Annotated in this window: 20 protein-coding genes; all 20 read right to left on the reverse strand. The window is 46.8% G+C overall.

Annotation, left to right across the window (positions count from 1 at the left end; all coding sequences use genetic code 11):
* Position 1: 1 nt before the first annotated feature.
* Entirely contained in the window at positions 2 to 1,312 is a 1,311-nt protein-coding gene (clpX, locus tag CAGA_RS07130) for an ATP-dependent Clp protease ATP-binding subunit ClpX (protein WP_135659271.1), read from the reverse strand.
* Between the two features lie 20 nt (positions 1,313 to 1,332).
* Entirely contained in the window at positions 1,333 to 1,914 is a 582-nt protein-coding gene (clpP, locus tag CAGA_RS07135) for an ATP-dependent Clp endopeptidase proteolytic subunit ClpP (RefSeq protein WP_135659273.1), read from the reverse strand.
* Positions 1,915 to 1,971: 57 nt separating this feature from the next.
* Positions 1,972 to 3,273 (reverse strand): trigger factor, encoded by a 1,302-nt coding sequence (gene tig, locus CAGA_RS07140; RefSeq protein WP_135659275.1) that lies wholly within the window; start codon positions 3,271 to 3,273, stop codon positions 1,972 to 1,974.
* Between the two features lie 97 nt (positions 3,274 to 3,370).
* Positions 3,371 to 4,057, reverse strand: a complete 687-nt coding sequence (locus CAGA_RS07145) for a metallophosphoesterase (RefSeq protein ID WP_135659277.1) — start codon at positions 4,055 to 4,057, stop codon at positions 3,371 to 3,373.
* Positions 4,058 to 4,068: 11 nt separating this feature from the next.
* Positions 4,069 to 5,583, reverse strand: a complete 1,515-nt coding sequence (gene thrC, locus CAGA_RS07150; RefSeq protein WP_135659279.1) for a threonine synthase — start codon at positions 5,581 to 5,583, stop codon at positions 4,069 to 4,071.
* A 122-nt stretch (positions 5,584 to 5,705) separates the two neighbouring features.
* Entirely contained in the window at positions 5,706 to 6,071 is a 366-nt protein-coding gene (locus CAGA_RS07155; RefSeq protein WP_135659281.1) for a YraN family protein, read from the reverse strand.
* Positions 6,068 to 6,679, reverse strand: a complete 612-nt coding sequence (locus CAGA_RS07160; RefSeq protein WP_135659283.1) for a ribonuclease HII — start codon at positions 6,677 to 6,679, stop codon at positions 6,068 to 6,070. The genes CAGA_RS07155 and CAGA_RS07160 overlap by 4 nt, the downstream gene beginning before the upstream one ends.
* 1 nt (position 6,680) lies before the next feature.
* On the reverse strand, positions 6,681 to 7,550 hold the full coding sequence (gene ylqF, locus CAGA_RS07165; protein WP_135659285.1) for a ribosome biogenesis GTPase YlqF: 870 nt from the start codon (positions 7,548 to 7,550) through the stop codon (positions 6,681 to 6,683).
* A gap of 27 nt (positions 7,551 to 7,577) precedes the next feature.
* Positions 7,578 to 8,162: a signal peptidase I gene (lepB, locus tag CAGA_RS07170; protein WP_135659286.1), complete on the reverse strand. Its 585-nt coding sequence runs from the start codon at positions 8,160 to 8,162 to the stop codon at positions 7,578 to 7,580.
* A gap of 19 nt (positions 8,163 to 8,181) precedes the next feature.
* Positions 8,182 to 8,751: a signal peptidase I gene (gene lepB / locus CAGA_RS07175; protein ID WP_243112975.1), complete on the reverse strand. Its 570-nt coding sequence runs from the start codon at positions 8,749 to 8,751 to the stop codon at positions 8,182 to 8,184.
* Positions 8,752 to 8,833: 82 nt separating this feature from the next.
* Entirely contained in the window at positions 8,834 to 9,178 is a 345-nt protein-coding gene (gene rplS, locus CAGA_RS07180) for a 50S ribosomal protein L19 (protein ID WP_135659288.1), read from the reverse strand.
* A 172-nt stretch (positions 9,179 to 9,350) separates the two neighbouring features.
* Entirely contained in the window at positions 9,351 to 10,010 is a 660-nt protein-coding gene (locus CAGA_RS07185; protein ID WP_167875181.1) for a TIGR03936 family radical SAM-associated protein, read from the reverse strand.
* Positions 9,985 to 11,841, reverse strand: a complete 1,857-nt coding sequence (locus CAGA_RS07190; protein ID WP_135659292.1) for a TIGR03960 family B12-binding radical SAM protein — start codon at positions 11,839 to 11,841, stop codon at positions 9,985 to 9,987. The genes CAGA_RS07185 and CAGA_RS07190 overlap by 26 nt, the downstream gene beginning before the upstream one ends.
* A 59-nt stretch (positions 11,842 to 11,900) precedes the next feature.
* On the reverse strand, positions 11,901 to 12,500 hold the full coding sequence (locus CAGA_RS07195) for a metalloprotease (RefSeq protein WP_135659294.1): 600 nt from the start codon (positions 12,498 to 12,500) through the stop codon (positions 11,901 to 11,903).
* The gene (locus tag CAGA_RS07200) at positions 12,497 to 12,877 is read right to left on the reverse strand and encodes a hypothetical protein (protein ID WP_135659295.1); all 381 of its coding nucleotides are present in this window, start codon (positions 12,875 to 12,877) and stop codon (positions 12,497 to 12,499) included. The genes CAGA_RS07195 and CAGA_RS07200 overlap by 4 nt, the downstream gene beginning before the upstream one ends.
* Before the next feature lie 108 nt (positions 12,878 to 12,985).
* Positions 12,986 to 14,383, reverse strand: coding sequence for an NADPH-dependent glutamate synthase (gene gltA, locus CAGA_RS07205; RefSeq protein ID WP_135659297.1), 1,398 nt, complete (start codon positions 14,381 to 14,383; stop codon positions 12,986 to 12,988).
* Positions 14,376 to 15,224: a sulfide/dihydroorotate dehydrogenase-like FAD/NAD-binding protein gene (locus CAGA_RS07210; protein ID WP_135659299.1), complete on the reverse strand. Its 849-nt coding sequence runs from the start codon at positions 15,222 to 15,224 to the stop codon at positions 14,376 to 14,378. Before CAGA_RS07210 ends, gltA begins: the two co-directional genes overlap by 8 nt.
* Positions 15,225 to 15,336: 112 nt before the next feature.
* Positions 15,337 to 16,815, reverse strand: coding sequence for a stage IV sporulation protein A (gene spoIVA / locus CAGA_RS07215; protein ID WP_135659301.1), 1,479 nt, complete (start codon positions 16,813 to 16,815; stop codon positions 15,337 to 15,339).
* Between the two features lie 55 nt (positions 16,816 to 16,870).
* Positions 16,871 to 18,403, reverse strand: a complete 1,533-nt coding sequence (locus CAGA_RS07220) for a DUF3794 and LysM peptidoglycan-binding domain-containing protein (RefSeq protein ID WP_135659303.1) — start codon at positions 18,401 to 18,403, stop codon at positions 16,871 to 16,873.
* A gap of 108 nt (positions 18,404 to 18,511) precedes the next feature.
* Positions 18,512 to 18,592, reverse strand: a complete 81-nt coding sequence (gene spoVM, locus CAGA_RS13000; protein ID WP_135659394.1) for a stage V sporulation protein SpoVM — start codon at positions 18,590 to 18,592, stop codon at positions 18,512 to 18,514.
* Positions 18,593 to 18,830: the final 238 nt, after the last annotated feature.

Here is an 18,830-nt window from a genome sequence, read left to right on the forward strand (position 1 = left end):
ATTACGACGCGGTATCTTTTCGGCCGCGCTTTCTTGGAGTTGTTATCTTTATTTTTACAGGCTTGCGGTCGGGATTGTACACTATTTCCGGTTCCGCACCCTTCTCCACCGTATCCGCAGTTATAGTAACTTTTTCTACAGTGTAGTCAGACGGAACTTTATACATAAGGTCTGTTAATAAATCTTCCATGATAGACCGAAGGCCTCGCGCGCCTGTACGGCGTTCAATTGTCTTTTTAGCTATGGCCTTCAATGCTTCCGGCTTGAAATCAAGCTCGACTTTATCCAGTTGGAACAGTTTTTTGTATTGATTTATTAAACAGTTTTTCGGTTCCGTTAGAATACGAACCAACGCGTCCTCATCCAGTCCATTAAGAGCCGCAATGACTGGCAAACGGCCAACCAGTTCGGGAATCAGACCATATTTCACAAGATCATGCGGAACAACGCTTTGCATCCATGCGGTAGAATCCAACTCGGCTTTGCTCCGCACCTGTGCGCCGAATCCCATGGCAGAAGATGCCGTGCGCTTTTCAACGATTTTATTTAACCCGTCGAAAGCACCGCCGCAGATAAACAGGATATTGGAGGTATCGATTTGTAAAAATTCCTGCTGCGGATGCTTTCTTCCGCCCTGTGGAGGAACATTGGAAATAGTACCTTCCAGAATTTTCAAAAGAGCCTGCTGAACGCCCTCGCCGCTTACATCACGTGTAATCGACGGATTTTCGGACTTTCTGGCAATTTTATCAATCTCGTCGATGTAGATAATCCCTCGTTCGGCTTTTTCAATATCGAAATCAGCCGCCTGTATCAAACGGAGAAGGATATTTTCCACGTCTTCGCCCACATAACCGGCTTCCGTCAGAGTCGTAGCGTCCGCAATTGCAAACGGTACATCCAATATTTTCGCCAGCGTCTGTGCTAAAAGCGTTTTGCCGACACCGGTCGGACCAAGCAACAGAACATTGCTTTTTGTCAGTTCGACATCATCTTTTCCATAATAAATACGCTTATAATGGTTGTATACGGCAACAGAAAGCGCGATCTTCGCATTTTCCTGTCCAATGACATATTCATCAAGCTGCTTTTTTATTTCAGAAGGTTTCGGCAACTCGGCTGTGGATTCCCCATAGGTCGATTTTCGGTTGGATAAGTTTTTTTCATCGTCAAGAATTGACATGCAAAGTTCAATGCACTCATCACAAATATAGACACCGGGACCCGCAATCAAGCGGCGCGCTTCACTCTGTGGTTTACCGCAGAATGAGCAGCTTACTCCTCTGTCCTTGTTATCGTCGTTACTGGACATTTATTTATCACCAACCTCAATTATCGATTGTAAATAACCTTGTCAACCAAGCCGTATTCAACGGCGGCTTCCGCTGTCATAAAATTGTCCCGCTCGGTATCCCTTTGGATTACCTCAAGAGGCTGGCCCGTTTTCTCAGCAAGAATCTGGTTCAGCTTCTTTTTCGTGGCAATAATATGATCCGCGTGAATCATGATGTCGGTTGCCTGACCCTGCGCTCCGCCGCTTGGCTGATGAATCATAATATCGCTGTTCGGGAGGGCAAACCGTTTCCCTTTTGCGCCGGCAGCGAGTAAAAACGCTCCCATGCTGGCGGCCATGCCCATGCAAATGGTGGACACGTCGCATTTTATATATTGCATGGTATCATAAATCGCCATACCGGCCGTAACGGATCCGCCGGGGCTGTTAATGTATAAGCTGATATCTTTGGACGGGTCCTGCCCCTCCAGATATAAAAGCTGTGCAACCACCAGGCTTGCGGTGGTGTTATTCACTTCTTCAGTAAGCATTACAATTCTGTCATTCAGCAAACGGGAAAAGATATCATACGAACGTTCTCCGCGGTTTGTCTGTTCAATGACATAGGGGACTAAACTCATTGTCGCGTACCTCCAATAAACTTACAATAAAATGAGCATTGGCAGGATTGGCTTTTCTTATTCAGCTTTTTCCGTACCTTCCGAAATTATGGCGCTGTCGCGTACAAGATCAATTGCTTTTTGAACCGCAATATCTTTAACAAGCTCTTCCTTCGGAATAAAGGCTTTTACTTTTTCAGCGTCAATATCATAGCTCTTTGCAAGCTTTGCGAATTCTTCTTCGATTTCTTCATCTGTTGGATGAATGTTTTCTAATTTTGCAATTTGCTCGAGTGCAAGGCGTACTTTTACCTGGCGTTCCGCCTGAGGCAGGAATTGTTTGCGGAATGCGTCCTTGTCCATACCTGTATATTTCAAATATGTTTCAAGGTTCAGGCCCTGTGACTGTAAGCGGTAACTGAATTCACGAATATCTTCATTAATGCGGTTTTCGTACATAGCCTGCGGAATTTCAGCTTTTACGTTTTCCACCAGCTTGTCGATGAGCTGATTTTCCACATCGTCTTTCGCGCTTCTTTCTTTCGCGTCTGTCAGCCTTTTCCTGATATCTTCCTTGTATTTATCGAGGGTGTCAAAATCGCTGACATCCTTTACAAAGTCGTCGTCTACTTCAGGAAGCTCTTTCATCTTGATTTCATGCAGCTTGATTTTGAAAACAGCATCCTTGCCCGCCAGATTTTCAGCATGGTAATCCTCCGGAAACTTTACGTTCACATCAAATTCGTCGCCGGTTTTGTGGCCTACAACCTGCTCCTCGAAACCCGGAATGAACTGGCCGGAGCCGAGCGTAAGGCTGTAATTGTCCGCTTTGCCGCCATCGAAAGCAACGCCGTCTACATAGCCGTCAAAATCAATCACAACAATATCGCCGTTCTGAGCCTCACGGTCCTCAACGGTAATCATTCTGGAGTTGCGCTCCTGAACCTTTTTAATCTCCGCGTCAATATCCTCGTCGGTTACAACAACCGGCTTCTTTGTAACGGCGATTCCCTTATAATTGTCAATCTCTACTTCCGGCTTGGTTGTGATGGTTGCTTTGAAAACAACGCCGTCCTTACCAGCGGAAACCAGATCAAAATCAATTTTATCTTCAACCATCTCAAGCTGTGCTTCCTTAATCGCCTGCTCAAGCGCATCAGGATAAACAGCATTGATCGCGTCTTCATAGAAAACCTGTTCGCCGTAATATTTTTCTACAAACGCACGGGGTGCCTTGCCCTTGCGGAAACCGGGAATGGAAATTTTTTTATTTTCTCTACGATATGCCTGTTCAAGCGCTTTTTCAAATATCGTAGCGTCTACTCCTACCTCAAGTTGATAACGATTCGTCGCAACCTTATTAGACGACTTTAAACTCATTTTTACTTCCTCCTGCAAATTGCAAATTATCTAAAATATTATAGCACATGAATAATAAATATTCTATATATAAGATAAAATATTCAAAATTTGTTCATTATACTAAAACTGGCATAAAATTCAGGTAATCACAGGAAATTAGAACCATTTTAATCCCTTCATACTCGCCGGTAATCGCCCGGCGCGCCGCCTGACTTCCATGGATATGCCCAAAATAGCATTTTTGAATGCCGCGCTCCTTCAAAACATCAAGGATCTCTTTACATACCGCCCCGTCATAAACGGGAGGGTAATGCAAAAACACCACCGGTTTGGCGCCTTGTCTTTCTGCGTCGTCGATGGAAGCGTTCAGACGGCCTACCTCGCGGTTCACAATCTTTACATCTTCGTCCGTTTCCGCATTGTACAGCCATCCGCGGGTGCCGCAAACCGCAATATCACCGACTACAACCGCATTGTTGTGGATGATTTGGATGGTATCCAGCCCGTTTCGTTCCAAAAATTCTACTATTTTCTTTCTGGTTGACCACCAATAGTCATGGTTCCCTTTTAATATTAATTTTTTGCCGGGCAAAGAATGGATAAACGAGAAATCATTCACCGCTTCCTCCAAATTCATTGCCCACGAAATATCTCCGGCAATAACGACGGTGTCGTCCCGACCGACGACGGCGCGCCAGTTTTTTTCAAGCCGCTCCGTGTAATTCTGCCAGCCCGAAAAAACGTCCATCGGTTTGTCGCAGCCCAATGACAGATGCAAATCGGCGATAGCAAATAGTGACATGGTTCCCTCTCTTAGGCCTGAGGCTCAATTTTTGCTGTTTTTAAAACGATTTCCTTCATGTTTTCCCTTGAACAAATTGTGCGGAAGCGAACCGCCTTCGTCTGAAGCTCGGCAATCTGCGGCGGGACAGCCACACCGGTTAGGTTGGACAGCTCTTGAATTTTGTCGAATTCGGACGCATCCTCTCGGTATTGCTCCGATACGGCGCTTAATACGCTGTCTGCAAATTTATATGGACTGGCGGTAGAAACAATTACGGAAGGGGTTTCCGTATCCTTGCTGGCTTTTACATATTGCTCATAAACATTTACTGCAACGGCAGTATGCGTGTCACAAAGGTAATGTTCGGATTCGTAAAGCTGCTTAATGACTTTTTGGGTTTCCTCATCGTTGCAATAACCTGCGAAAAACAGTTCGTGAAGCGAGTGTAGAACATCTTCCCCAACCTGATACCTGCCGTTTGACGCAAGCTCGTTCATCCAGCCCGCTACCCGGTCGCAGTCTTTTCCGGTGAGATCGTAAAGCAGTCGTTCCAGATTGCTCGACACCAGAATATCCATGGAAGGGGAAATGGTAGTATAGAACTCCCGTTTACGGTTGTAAACGCCCGTGTTGATAAATTCGGTCAGCACATTATTGGAGTTGGACGCGCAGATCAGCTTGTGAACCGGTAACCCCATTTTTTTAGCGTAGTACGCGGCAAGGATATTTCCAAAGTTGCCGGTCGGAACCACTATGTTGATCTTTTCTCCCGCACATTGCAATTTTCCATTGGCGAGCAAATCGCAGTACGCGGAAAAATAATATACGATCTGCGGCAGGAGCCTGCCCCAGTTAATGGAGTTCGCGCTGGAAAACATCAGCTTATTCTGTTCCAAAAGCCGCTTGATTTCCGGATCGGTAAAGATTTTTTTCACGCCGGTCTGGGCATCGTCAAAATTTCCCTCAATTGCACAGACGGCCACGTTATTTCCTTCCTGCGTACACATCTGGCGCTTCTGCATGGGGCTTACGCCGTTTTGCGGATAAAAAACCTGAATCAGGGTGCCGTCCACATCTTTAAAGCCTTCCAGCGCCGCTTTTCCCGTATCCCCGGAGGTTGCGACAAGAATCAGAGCGGTTTTGGAAGAATGGATTTTCTGCAGGGATTTCGTCAAAAGATGTGGCAGCAGCTGCAGCGCCATATCTTTAAAGGCGCAGGTGGGACCGTGCCAAAGTTCCAACATTTGTATGCCGTTCTTTAACGAAGTAACCGGAGCAGGAATATCTTTTTCGAATTTCCCATTGGTATAGGCGGCCGTAACGCACTCATGAATTTCTTCCGCCGTAAAATCAGAAAGAAACGCGGATAAAATTCGCTCCGCACGTTCCGTATAACTGCATCTGGCAAGCTCCAGCAAATCTGTATGGGAATAATGCGGAAAATCTTCCGGAACAAAAAGACCGCCTTCCGTACTGATTCCCTGCGCAATCGCCTGTGATACCGAAACGCAGATGCTGCTGTTTCGTGTGGATTTATAATGCAAAGGTTTTTCCCCCTTCTTTATTAACTTTATGACTTTATCATACCATAAATGACTGCAAAGGGAAACATAAAAAACGTACGCATTTCCGTAAAAAATTGAAAAATTTTTAAAGGAAATCACCTTTAAAATTCCTTTATCATGAATGCGTTTTCAATATGTTCAATGGAAAGGATCCTGTTGCCGGCATCCGTCGTCATTCCGATCACATCAAAGCGGGGCTGCAAATCAGACGGATTCGATTGCAGATACAAAATCGCCGTTTTCCCTATCTTTTTTTGTTTCCCAAGAGAAACCGCTTCCAGAGGGCTGACTTCGTAATTTTTATTCCGGGTCTTCACTTCCACAAACACGATAAATTCTTTGTTTTCCGCGATAATATCGATTTCTCCGAAACGGGAATGGTAATTCCTCGCTGTAATTTGGAATCCCATATCCTCTAAATAGCGAGCCGCAAAGTCTTCACCGGTTTTTCCGGAAGCATTGTTCATGAACCAGTATCTCCTAAAATTTTTTTCAAAAATGTTTTCCGGTGCACCGGACACGGCCCGTATTCTTTTAACCGTGCAATATGTAATGCCGTCCCGTAGCCTTTATGTTTCGCGAACTGATACTGCGGATAAATCCGGTTGATTTCCACCATCAGGCGGTCACGGCTGACCTTGGCCAGAATGGAGGCGGCGGCAATGCTCGCGGAAAGCGAATCCCCCTTTACAATCGTATGCGCCTTTACACTGAGACAGGGCATTCGATTTCCGTCCACCAAAGCCAAATCCGGGCGAACGTCTAATCCGTCGCAGGCACGCTTCATTGCAAGAAAGGTTGCCTGCAAAATATTGATTTCGTCAATTTCCGCTTCCGTAGCAAACCCAACGGAATAACTTACCGCTTTTTCTTTAATGATCTCAAACAGGGTTTCTCTTTTTGCTTCGCTGAGTTTTTTGGAATCATTCAAGCCTTCAATGCTTGTCCCATAGGGCAGAATCACAGCGGCGGCAAATACGGGACCGGCTAAAGGTCCGCGGCCTGCCTCATCGATGCCGCAAACGGTAGAATAGCCTTTTTCCCGTGCCATTTTTTCATAAGCAAACCAATCCATTTTATTTTCCAACCTGTTCCAATGAGATTCGGCCGAGCTTGGCGCTTCGGAATTCATCCAAAATCATAATGGACGCCCGTTCTGTATCCACTTCGCCGCCGGAAATCAGCATTCCGCGCTTTTTGCCTATCAATTCCAGCAATTCGTATCCCTTTTGCCCGGAAATATCGATTTCTCCCAATTTATACCGCCGCTTTACGTCGTTCGGATAACTGTCCCGCAGCACCTCCAGCAGACGTCCCGCCAAATATTCCGTATCGACTACCTCGTCCTTTACGGCTCCCGTAAAAGCAAGATGCTCCCCGACGGTTTTATCGTCAAATTTTGGCCAGAGTACGCCGGGGGTATCCAGAAGGTCAAACCCCTTGGCGATTGAGAACCACTGATTTGCCCTTGTGACACCCGGCCTGTCCTCAACATTGGCCTTGCTGTTTTTTGAAAGGCGGTTAATCAGCGAGGACTTCCCGACATTCGGGATGCCGACAACCATCACTCGGATCTGCCTGCCTACCATGCCCTTCGCTTCCCATGTGGCTATGCGGTCGCGCAATACATCTTTCACAAGCGGGATAAACCCGTTTATACCCTTGCCGCTGCGGCAGTCAATGGCGATTGCGCGTATATTGTTTTGTTTGTAATAATCGATCCAACGCGCCGTTTGAACCGGATCAGCCATATCGCTCTTATTCAATAAAATAACACGCGGTTTATTTTGTATCAGCTTGTTTAAATCCGGGTTGCGGCTGCTGACGGGTATTCTTGCGTCCACAATTTCCGCAACCGCGTCAACCAGCTTCAAGCTTTTTTCAATTTGTCTTTTTGTCCTGGTCATATGACCGGGAAACCATTGTATTGTTTGTGCTTCGCTCATTTCTTCATCCTTAAACTGAACTTACTTTTATTTTATCCTTCCAACTCTGTTGAAGGGAAATACGACCATTTCCGCTTTTCCCAGAATATTCCTTACGTCAACCATACCTACGTCGCTGAAGCGGCTATCGTTGGATACGGCACGGTTGTCCCCCAGCACAAAAATATGCCCCGCAGGGACGGTCAGCGGAAATTTAAAATCCGTAGGCTGATCCGTAATGCCGTTCTGAATGTAGGCGGATTCATCGAGAGGAACGCCGTCCACCGACACGATCCCCTTTTCAAAATCAATATCTACTTTTTGATTTTCAAGGGCAATCACGCGTTTGATAATGGGTTCCCGTAACTTCTGCGTATGGGAAATAACAACAACATCCCCTTGGCGGGGTTTGTAAAAGCAGCTGGAAAGAACCACCCTGTCGTTGGATTGCAAGGTTGGAAGCATAGAAGGCCCGTTTACATTTACAACCCTGAAAAAGAAGGTAAATAGAATGACTACTGCAATCAGGGAAGTAATAAACGCTTCTATCCATTCATAGCAGTTTACCGTAAAACGGCTTTGTGATTTTCGGGTCACCGGTTTTATGTAAAGCCGTATGGATTGTTGGTTCAACGGAGAAACATCTCCTTTATCAAAAAGGCTTTTCTGTTTTCATTAATATAAACTCCACTTTTCCGATAATATATCGCTGGTCAATCATGCCAACATCGCTGGAACGGCTGTCGTCGGAAATCTTGCGGTTATCCCCCAGCACAAAAACATGCCCCGGAGGAACGGTCTGCGGGAAGGAAATATCGTATTGATTTTTCGTGATACCGTTTTCTATGTAAGCGGATTCGTCCAGCGGAACGCCGTTTACCGACACGACTCCTGTATTAAAATCAATATCGACGGTTTGCCCTTCGGTGGCAATCACCCTTTTGATAAGGGTTTCGTCACGGGAGGTAGCGCGTCTGTCCACCACCACAATATCGCCGCGGGTAAGCTTCCTGTCGGTGCAAGAAACCAGAACTTTATAACCGTTTTTCAGATTCGGCATCATGGAGGGACCGTTAACGGTGATGACCCGGAAGAGAAAGGTAAAGATAACGATAATGATAACCAGCGCCGGAATCAGCGCCTCCACCCATTCGTAGCAGCTTAAAGTGAAGTTGTTTTTAGACGGTTCGGCAGGTAATTCCGAGGTTATATTCGGATTCAAAAACGCCACCTCTTTCAAGTAAGATCAAGGGGAAAGCAAAAAAGGGACACATACATGTCCCTTAAAATCATGATCAAACGGATTATCTGATCTGCTCTTTTACTTTTGCCGCCTTGCCGACTCTGTCGCGCAGATAGTAGAGCTTCGCTCTGCGTACACGGCCCTTGCGGACAATTTCTACACCCTTAACATTTGGAGAATGAACCGGGAATACTCTTTCGACACCAACGCCGTAAGAAACGCGTCTTACCGTGAAGGTTTCGGAAACGCCGCTGCCCTTGCGAGCGGTAACGGTACCCTCAAAAACCTGAATTCTTTCTCTCTCGCCTTCTCTGATGTTTACGTTTACCTTTACGGTATCGCCAACTTCAAATTCAGGAATTTCCTTTTTTACGGAATCCTGTGCAATTAATTTCAATGCATCCATGGAATAAATCCTCCTTATAATTCAGACATTCATGCTGTAGACAGCAGAGGACTGCCCGCTTCAATGTCGCGGTAAAACCGGGCATTGAACCCCACCAATGAAGTACTGGCGGTATCCAAATGCCTATATATCATACCACAATACGCCAAAAAGCGCAATAACTTTTTTACAGTTATACAAAGATTTGAAAATCAGCGTTATAAAGGTTGGTTCTCTTTATATCCGCATAGAAGTCCAGCTTTAAATAGGTCTTGATCGCGTCGCAAATCAGCAAGGGGTTCACATTCATGTTGCTTCCGGCCGGAAGCACGGTCTGGATTTCAATAAGCCCCGTTTTCGGTGCGATCTCCGTCTTTCTCAGAAAAGGCTTAATGTCAAGGTCCACGATTCCGCTTTTTGTATGCTTCGGCACGATGATATTTTCCTGTTCCAGCATCCCTTTTATTCGGGAAACCGCTTCTTCCGCACAAATATTCTCTGTTTCCAGTTCCATAATAAAGGAAGCATAGGCGATTTCGCCCGGCTTCATAACCGGTTCGGTTGCATCAAATACGGGAATATCGTCCGGAAGGGCTGCGTTTAGCCGGCTGATAAGTTCCTCCCGGGTCAGTTCCGTATCCTCCAGTCGGATATCCATACTCTCCCGTTCCCCCGCAATCCCAAGGGAAAGCGGCAATGCAAAAGTAATAAATGCGTGAGGATTAAATCCCTGCGTATACCACAGCGGTATTTTCGCCTTATGGATTGCCCGCAGCATACAGCGGTTTAAATCCAGATGTGAAATGAAACGGGCGGTTCCAATCTTCTTAAACCAGATTCGGACGTTTTTCAACACAGATTCCTCCTTTAAAGCAAGCTGCGCCGCAGGAGGAACATTGTTCCCGGCAATTGGGCGTCGTCTGATTGGCATACGCTCTCTTGCACTCCTCAATCAGAAAAGATTTTTTTACCCCGCAGTCAATATGGTCCCATGGCAGAACCTCGTCAAAGCTTCTTCTACGGTTTGCATAAAATGCCGGATCAATCCCGCATTTCCGGAACGCTTCCAGCCATTTCGCAAGGGAAAAACAATCCTGCCAGCCGTCCATTTTGCAACCGATTTTATGCGCTTCCAGCAGGACGTTGCAAAGGCGGCGGTCTCCGCGCGCAAAAACAGCTTCCAAAAAACTGACATCCGCGTCGTGATAGTTCGGCTCCACTTTGCGAGTTCTTACAGAAGAGACCAGATGGCGCTGTTTCCGGTGCAGCGTTTCGATCGTGTCCTGTGGTTCCCATTGGAAGGGTGTAAACGGCTTTGGAACAAAGGAAGAAGCGCTGACGGTTACCTTCACGCTTTTCCCCTTCGGCTTGTCCGGGTTTTCATAAAAGGCATCCACAACCTTCTGTCCCAGTTCCGCAATGCCCGCGACATCGTCCATGGTTTCCGTCGGCAGACCGATCATAAAATACAATTTGATCGTGGTCCATCCGCCCTTAAAGGCGGTTTTTACCGTTTTAAGGAGTTCTTCCTCTGTTACATTTTTATTAATAACATCCCGAAGGCGCTGAGTGCCTGCCTCCGGCGCAAAGGTAAGGCCGCTCCGGCGCACCGACTTGATCTTTGACATCAGCTCCGTCGAAAAATTGTCAACACGTAAGGAAGGAAGGGACACGCCAGTTTTTTCTTCCTTTGTCCACGTTAAAAGCTGGTTCAGCAATTCATTGATTCGCGAGTAATCGCTTGTACTAAGCGAGGACAGAGAAATTTCATCGTATCCTGTATTGTCGCAAAGGTCGTGGCATTGTTTATCAATGACGGCGACCGATTTTTCGCGGAAGGGTCTGTAAAGGAATCCTGCTTGACAGAACCGGCACCCCCGGATACAGCCGCGCAAAACTTCCGCCACCGCCCGGTCGTGGACAATTCCAATATAGGGAACGACAAATTTGTCCGGGAAATAAGACTTGTCCATATCGATCATAACGCGTTTTCTAATTTTTTCCGGAGCGCCGCATTTAGGAAGAATGGCTTTTATGGTGCCGTTGTCGTTATAGGTTACATCATACAGGGAAGGAACATACACGCCTGGAATCTGCGCGGCGGCAATCAGGAATTCTTCTTTGGAGCGGTTTTCTTTTTTATATCTCCTGTAAAGCTCTATAACTTCACAATCCATCTCTTCCCCTTCGCCAATAAAGAATAAATCAAAAAAGTCGGCGAGGGGTTCGGAATTGCATGTGCAGGGACCCCCGGCCACCACGAGCGGGGAAAGTCCATGCCGGTCGCTTGCTTTCAGCGGGATTCCCGCCAAATCAAGCATATTTAATACATTCGTAAAGCTAAGTTCATATTGGAGCGTAAAAGCGATGAAATCAAAGCCGGCAATGCTGTCCCCGCTTTCCAAAGCGTAAAGCGGAACATTGTTTTTCCGCATCTGCTCTTCCATATCCATCCACGGCGCAAAAACCCGCTCACACCAGACGTACGGCAGGGTGTTTAATTGGCTGTATAAAATTTTCATTCCTAAATGCGACATACCGACTTCGTAAACATCCGGAAAGCAGAAAGCAAAACGAACATCCACCTGATCCGGATTTTTTACAATACTATTCAATTCCCCGCCGACGTAACGGCCGGGCTTCTGAACATTCGCAAGCATTTTTTCGATCTTCTTTGTAATCATCGCAACCTCCGTGCAGCATATGTTTTATTATTATACCGCTCGGAAACAAATATTGCAAATCATTCATACCTTCCCTTCTTGAATACCAGGAGGAAGATTAAGTAAATGGATACGGCCAGCAAGGAATAGTTGCCATAGGAATGGAAGAGGACTAAAAAACTGACAATTGCAAGAGGCGTTACAACAATGAAAGATACAACAGAAACGATTTTCAACGCCTGATCCGAGCAGTATTTCGCGCAAAGAAGCGAATAAAGCGCCTGCCCCCCGTCCAGCGGTTCGATTGGCAGCAGATTGAAGGCTGCCAAAACCAGATTGGCGAAAAGAAAAGCCACATGGCTTTTCCTGAAGATATATAAGAGCATCACACAGGCAAGATTTGCCCACGGGCCGGCAAGAGATATCAGCGCGTCACGCCCGTAACCGCTGGAAAGCAGCGGTGGTTTGACAATATCAATTCCAAAGGGCGTAAATTTCATTTCTACGGGCGCGGCGCCGAATGCATGCATTACGAGAATATGGCCTGCTTCGTGAACCGCCGCCGCGAATATCCAGAATACTGCCGTATTGCTGGCATCGCACAGCAGAAATGCGGTAAATACGGCCAGAAACAGGAACCCGATGGAAATACGGCAGTTGTGAATTGTAAAGGAAATCATCCGGCTTTCGGGGAATCGGAATTTGCCTGCGAGGCCTGCTGGGAAGCTGTGCCGCCCTTAGGCTGTTCACTACTTGCGGACTCTGTGCCGGATTTCGGAAGCAAGCTGGTAACCGGCGGGAAAAACTCCACGACGGTATGTTTCACGTTTTCAATATCCTCTTCGGCTACGATCGAATTATTAAGAGTTTGCTGATACCAGCTTTTTACAACCATATACGCATTTCCGCCGATCAGCCGTACGAATACTACCGTCAGCAAAATGATGGAGCATACGGTGATCTGGATGATGGTTAAAAGGCGAGTGCTGATAATTCTTTCTTTTTTCGTAAGCCTTTCCTGTCTATTTGCGGAACTTTTTTGATGATATTCACCCAATATTCTTCCTCCTTTATGATTTTGTCCTCCATAATCATATGAAGGAGGAAGGCGGAAGATGACGGAACAAACAAAAAACCGCCGCGGCTGGCGGCGGTTTTAAATGATTTATTTAGAGTGCTTTGACTGGATATATTTGTCAATGGAGCGCGCAGCCTCTTTTCCGCCGCCCATAGCCAAAATAACCGTTGCGGCGCCGCTGACGGCGTCGCCCGCGGCATAAACGCCTTCGCGGGTGGTCGCCATTGTTGTGTCGTCTACAACAATGCATCCATGACTGTTTGCTTCCAGGCCCTCCGTGGTTGAACGGATCAGCGGGTTCGGTGAATTGCCGATCGCCATGACCACACTATCAACCGGGATTTCAAAATTCGATCCTTCCTTGGCAATGGGTCTGCGTCTTCCGGAAGCATCCGGCTCGCCAAGCTCCATTTCAACGCATTCAATCGCCTTTACCCTGCCGTCATCGTCACCATGGATGGCAATGGGATTGCACAAAAGTTTGAAGATAATTCCTTCTTCCTTCGCGTGATGAATCTCTTCTTTTCGCGCGGGCATCTGTTCCTCAGCGCGGCGGTAAATAATGTACACGTTTTCCGCGCCCAAGCGCTTCGCTGTTCTTGCGGCGTCCATTGCAACGTTGCCGCCGCCGACAACCGCGACATTCTTCGGGCGGATAATCGGGGTATCGTATTCATCCAGGTAAGCCTTCATCAGGTTTACCCTGGTTAAAAATTCATTGGCGGAATAAGTACCGATCAGGCCTTCGCCGGGAATGTTCATAAAGTTCGGCAGACCCGCGCCGGTTCCAATGAAAACCGCCTCAAAGCCCATTTCGAACAATTCGTCCACAGAAAGCACCTTGCCCATTACCATGTCGGTTTTAATTTTAACGCCCTTTTCCTTCAGGGCATCGATTTCCTTCTGGACAATTTCCTTCGGAAGACGGAACTGCGGAATTCCGTACATCAGTACGCCGCCGGCAGTATGAAGCGCTTCGTACACCGTTACAGAATACCCCATGGCAGCCAAGTCGCCGGCACAAGTCAATCCGGCAGGGCCGGCGCCGATTACGGCAACCTTGTGGCCATTGGGCTTTACATCAAACTCCTCCGGAGCGCCATGCTTCATATGCCAGTCGGCTACATAGCGTTCCAGACGGCCGATGCCGACCGGTTCGCCCTTAATGCCGCGCACGCATTTCTGCTCACATTGGGACTCCTGCGGGCAAACGCGCCCGCAAACCGCCGGAAGGGAATTTGTTGTCTTAATGATCTGATAAGCGCCTTCCATGTCGCCTTCGGCAACGCGCTGGATAAATTCGGGGATTCGAACGCCCACGGGGCATCCGCTTACGCAGGGCTTATTTTTGCAATTTAAGCATCTTTTTGCTTCCTCAGCCGCCATTTCATCCGTATAGCCAAGGGCAACCTCTTCAAAGTTTTTATTGCGTACATTCGGTTCCTGCTCCGGCATCGGAGTCTTTACCGGTGACATATTAGGCATTTTTCGCACCCTCCATTAAACGACAGTTGTATTCGCGTGTTGCTTCTTTTTCCAAATCGAAATATGTTTTCGATCTTTTAATTGCTTCGTCAAAATCGACCTCGTGACCGTCAAAATCCGGTCCGTCCACACAGGCAAATTTGGTTTTGCCTCCGACGGTCAGCCGGCAACCGCCGCACATACCGGTGCCGTCGATCATAATAGGGTTCATGCTGATTAAGGTTTTGATATTGTATTCCTTTGTAAGATTGCAAATCGCACGCATCATGACAAGCGGCCCGATGGCGATTACCAGATCGTATTTCGCGCCTTCCTCAATGCATTTACGGAGAGCATCGGTAACAAAGCCCTTGTTTCCGTTGGAACCGTCATCCGTGGTAATAATCAGACGGTCGCTTACTGCTTTCATTTCCTCTTCCAGGATGATAATATCCTTGCTGCGGAAACCGGCGATCATGTCCACTTTCGCGCCCATGCCGTGCAGGGCCTTTGCCTGCGGATAAGCGATTGCGCAGCCGGCACCCCCGCCGACTACGGCTACATTTTTATAGCCTTCCAACTCAGTTGCTTTTCCCAGAGGCCCGATAAAGTCAAGAATCGCGTCGCCTTCGTTTAACTGGTCAAGCATCAGCGTAGTCTTTCCAACCTTTTGGTAAATGATCGTGACAGTTCCCTTTTCCCGGTCGTAATCCGCCACGGTTAATGGGATCCTCTCCCCAAATTCATTTACGCGCAATATAATGAACTGGCCAGCTTTAGCCTTTTTTGCAATGTATGGCGCCTCTACTGCCATCAAAGTCATGGAATCATTCAATATGCGCTTTTCGACAATCTTAAACATGAATACACTTCCTTACTTTCAGAGTTCAGATATACCTTTATTATAAAGGGTTACACCAGATTTATCAATAAAAAAATGATCCGGTTATTTTAACCGAATCATTTAATCTATTTTATAGAATAATGCATATCAAACCGTTGCAGCCTTCATTAATAATACGCTCGATGGTTTCGCGTACTTTATCGCGCGCGTCGTTAGGCATGCGGTACAATTTATTATGCAACCCTTCGTTCACCAGCTCGTGCAGGCTTTTTCCGAAAATATTGGATTCCCATATCTTGGAAGGATTCTCTTCGAATTCTTTCAGCAGATAGGTAATCAGCTCCTGCGACTGCTGTTCGGATCCGACAATTGGCGTCAGTTCCGCTGTAATTCTTGTCTTCAACATATGTACGGACGGCGCGGCCGCCTTTAACCGGATGCCATATTTCCCGCCCTGCTTGATGATTTCCGGCTCCTCGAGCGAAAGCTCCTCCATATCCGGCATAACAATGCCGTACCCGTTTTCCTGTACATCCTGATAGGCGTCCTTGATTTTGTCGAACTGTGCCTTCATTTTCGAAAGATTCAGCATATTTTCCATCAGGCTGCCTTCATCTTCAATGTCAATTCCTGTTTTTTCACCCAGAATTTTATAAAAAAGATTTTGATTCAAGGATACGGCCATCCGGGCGCATCCGGTTCCTAAATCAATGGATACGGTATTGGCGCCGTTGACAAATTCACATTTTTTGATGTCATCAACAATCGAATTGATTTCGCGGATTCTGGAAATTTTCGAGGCGGACTCCTGTAGTGCACCGTAAACGGCGAAACGGAGCCAATGATTTTTTTCAAGGTTGGAAATCCAGCGCGGCATTTCCACCTTAATAGATTTCACCGGGAACTCGAATAAAATCTTGGAAAGAATATTGCGAATTTCCTCTTCCTCTAATTCCAGACAATTGATCGGAAGGACGGGAACGCCGTATTTTTCCTGAAGCTGCGCAGACAGGTTCGCGGCGTAATTGGATCGCGGTTCCGTACAATTCAGCAGGACGATAAACGGCTTATTGATCTCCTTGAGCTCGTTGACTACCCTTTCCTCCGCTTCTTCATATTCTTCGCGGGGAATATCGCTTATGCTACCGTCCGTCGTAACCACCAGACCAATGGTCGAATGCTCGGTTATTACTTTTTTCGTGCCTAGCTCTGCAGCCATATTAAAGGGAATCGGCTCCTGATACCAGGGTGTCATAACCATCCGTGGCATGTCGTCCTCAATATAGCCAAGCGCGCTTGGAACGATGTAGCCGACGCAGTCAATCATGCGAACCGAAAACGTCGCGCTGTCGTCGATTTTTACGGTTACAGCCTGTTCCGGAATAAATTTCGGCTCCGTTGTCATAATTGTGCGGCCCGCGGCAGACTGAGGCATTTCATCGATCGCCCGGTCACGGCTGTAAGTGGATTCCATATTGGGAATGACGACGGCATCCATGAATTTTTTTATAAAAGTGGATTTTCCGGTGCGTACCGGTCCAACCACTCCTACATAAATATCGCCGTTTGTACGCTGGGAAATATCACTATAAATATTGCGTTCTTCCATTTTACCTCCCCCTCAGGCAGAGAATTTTTTATTAGCGGTTTTCCTTTTGTAAAACTCACATTGGGATCAACAGCATCCCCCTGTTCTCAACGAAATCACCAGTAAGCTCATTTTCCAGCTTAATCGCATCAACGGAGGTACCGTATTCCCGTGCAATGTTCCAAAGGTTTTCGCCCGCGTCCGCGTAGTATATACTGAGCACCGCGGATTTGTCTTGCACCCTGGGTTTGGTTTCATCGGGTGTAACGTCCGTTATCACTTTGATATTCAATTGGCTGTATACTCCCGTATTTAGTTTCAGCTCGGCTTTTATGTCGATTCCGCTGCCCGTAATACGGTAGCTGATACCGGCTACTGTCATGGTCGCGCTGCATTTGGTGCCGTCCGCCCCCGGATAGGGACGGATGTAATCAAAATCAAGCATGCGTTCAAAATAGACTGGCTTGTTTTCCGCGTTTCGCGCCAATATGCAAACATTTAATTTGCCTTTGTACTGAATTTCCCCGTTGACATAGTCGGCGGAAACCGTATTCATTTCATTCCAGATATCAATGACTTTCGAAACAGGTGTATCGTCCAGCGCAACCGTTGTTTTATGGATATAGGTGTCGTTGATGAATTCAATCAAATTATCAAGGGATTTCTGCTTGCTGCTGATGTTCATTTCACACAGCTTGGAATAAGCGTCGGTTACAAGCGTTACCTCTTTGTTTTCAAAAGCTGTGGCGCTCGCAAGCACTTTCGCGTTCACTTCAAAATAGGTTTGGTCGCCGGAATAATCGTTTTTGATCTGCGTATCCAATCCCGTTACGGTAAGTTGGACGTTATAGGCACAGTTTTCGCTGATTCCGTCACAGTCCAACAATTCGCTGAACGGGATTGCATATTCCATAACTTCCAACGCCATTTCGTCGTCTATGGAGGAGTACACGAATTTAATACAGACCTCGCCCTTGATCATCAGTTTATTTCCAACGGCACTGTAATCCTGCACCGTTGCAAAGGCATCCGCGCGTACAATGCTGTCGGCGGCTGGTTTGCCCTGTCCAAGCTCTAAAACTTCATCGACATTGAATTGCTGCTGCCTGAATCCCGCCACCTTATTCAAGGTTATTTTGTTTTTTTGTTGTTCTACCCCTTCGCCGTCGATATTCGAAATCACTTCGTTTTCCGTTTGGGCGGTTACCCGCGCACATACGGAAAAGGATCCATGAATATCGAGCCGGCGTGGGCTGGTTGCACGGCAATTGATATATTCTACACGGGTAAACGCATATATCTGTGCGTTATCGGCATTTTGCTTCAAATTAATAACAGTAGAGAAAGATTGATTGCTTTCATAGCAGCGAACGGCCATGCCGCCGGAATCCAGATAGAGGATTGTGAGCGTGTAATTTCCGTCGAGTTCCAACCGGTCGCCCGTAATATTGCGGGAAGCAATGCGGGGATAGACCTGGCATTTTAATATGCGCTGTATATCGGGGCAGTAATCCGGCAGGTTAATGTCGAGATCTACCGGCTGCTCCTGGCAGCCGTCATAAATGATTTCATTGGCCGCCAATGCCTCACGGCTAAGCATATATTCCATAGGGCTCTCTCCTTTTCCTGTTTCTACCTAATTGTTATTCTAATCTTGTACGATTTATACCAACTGCGCAAAAAAATACCGGCTGCTGCTGCAGCCGGTATGCATTGTTTATTCTTCCTTTTTAATATGGAATACCTTCCTAAGTACAAATCCCCAGAATTTGGAGCTCCTGACAACGACTACTTTCATAATAAAGACCTCCCATTATGTTCCACACCTTAAAAGTGTGATCCCTAATATGACCAGTATGGTCGCTACTATAAACAGGATTAATCCCGTTGGGCAAAAACCAGAGACAGCCAAACCGAGCCCGAATGCAACCGCTAATTGTCCTGGGGGGCATCTATTTTTTCTGCAATTGCACCTCACTGCCGTCACCAACCATCACTGCATAATTCTTTTCCTGTTCTTATATCCCAGTATATTC

It is taken from the genome of Caproiciproducens galactitolivorans (assembly GCF_004768785.1).
Classification (GTDB): domain Bacteria; phylum Bacillota; class Clostridia; order Oscillospirales; family Acutalibacteraceae; genus Caproiciproducens; species Caproiciproducens galactitolivorans.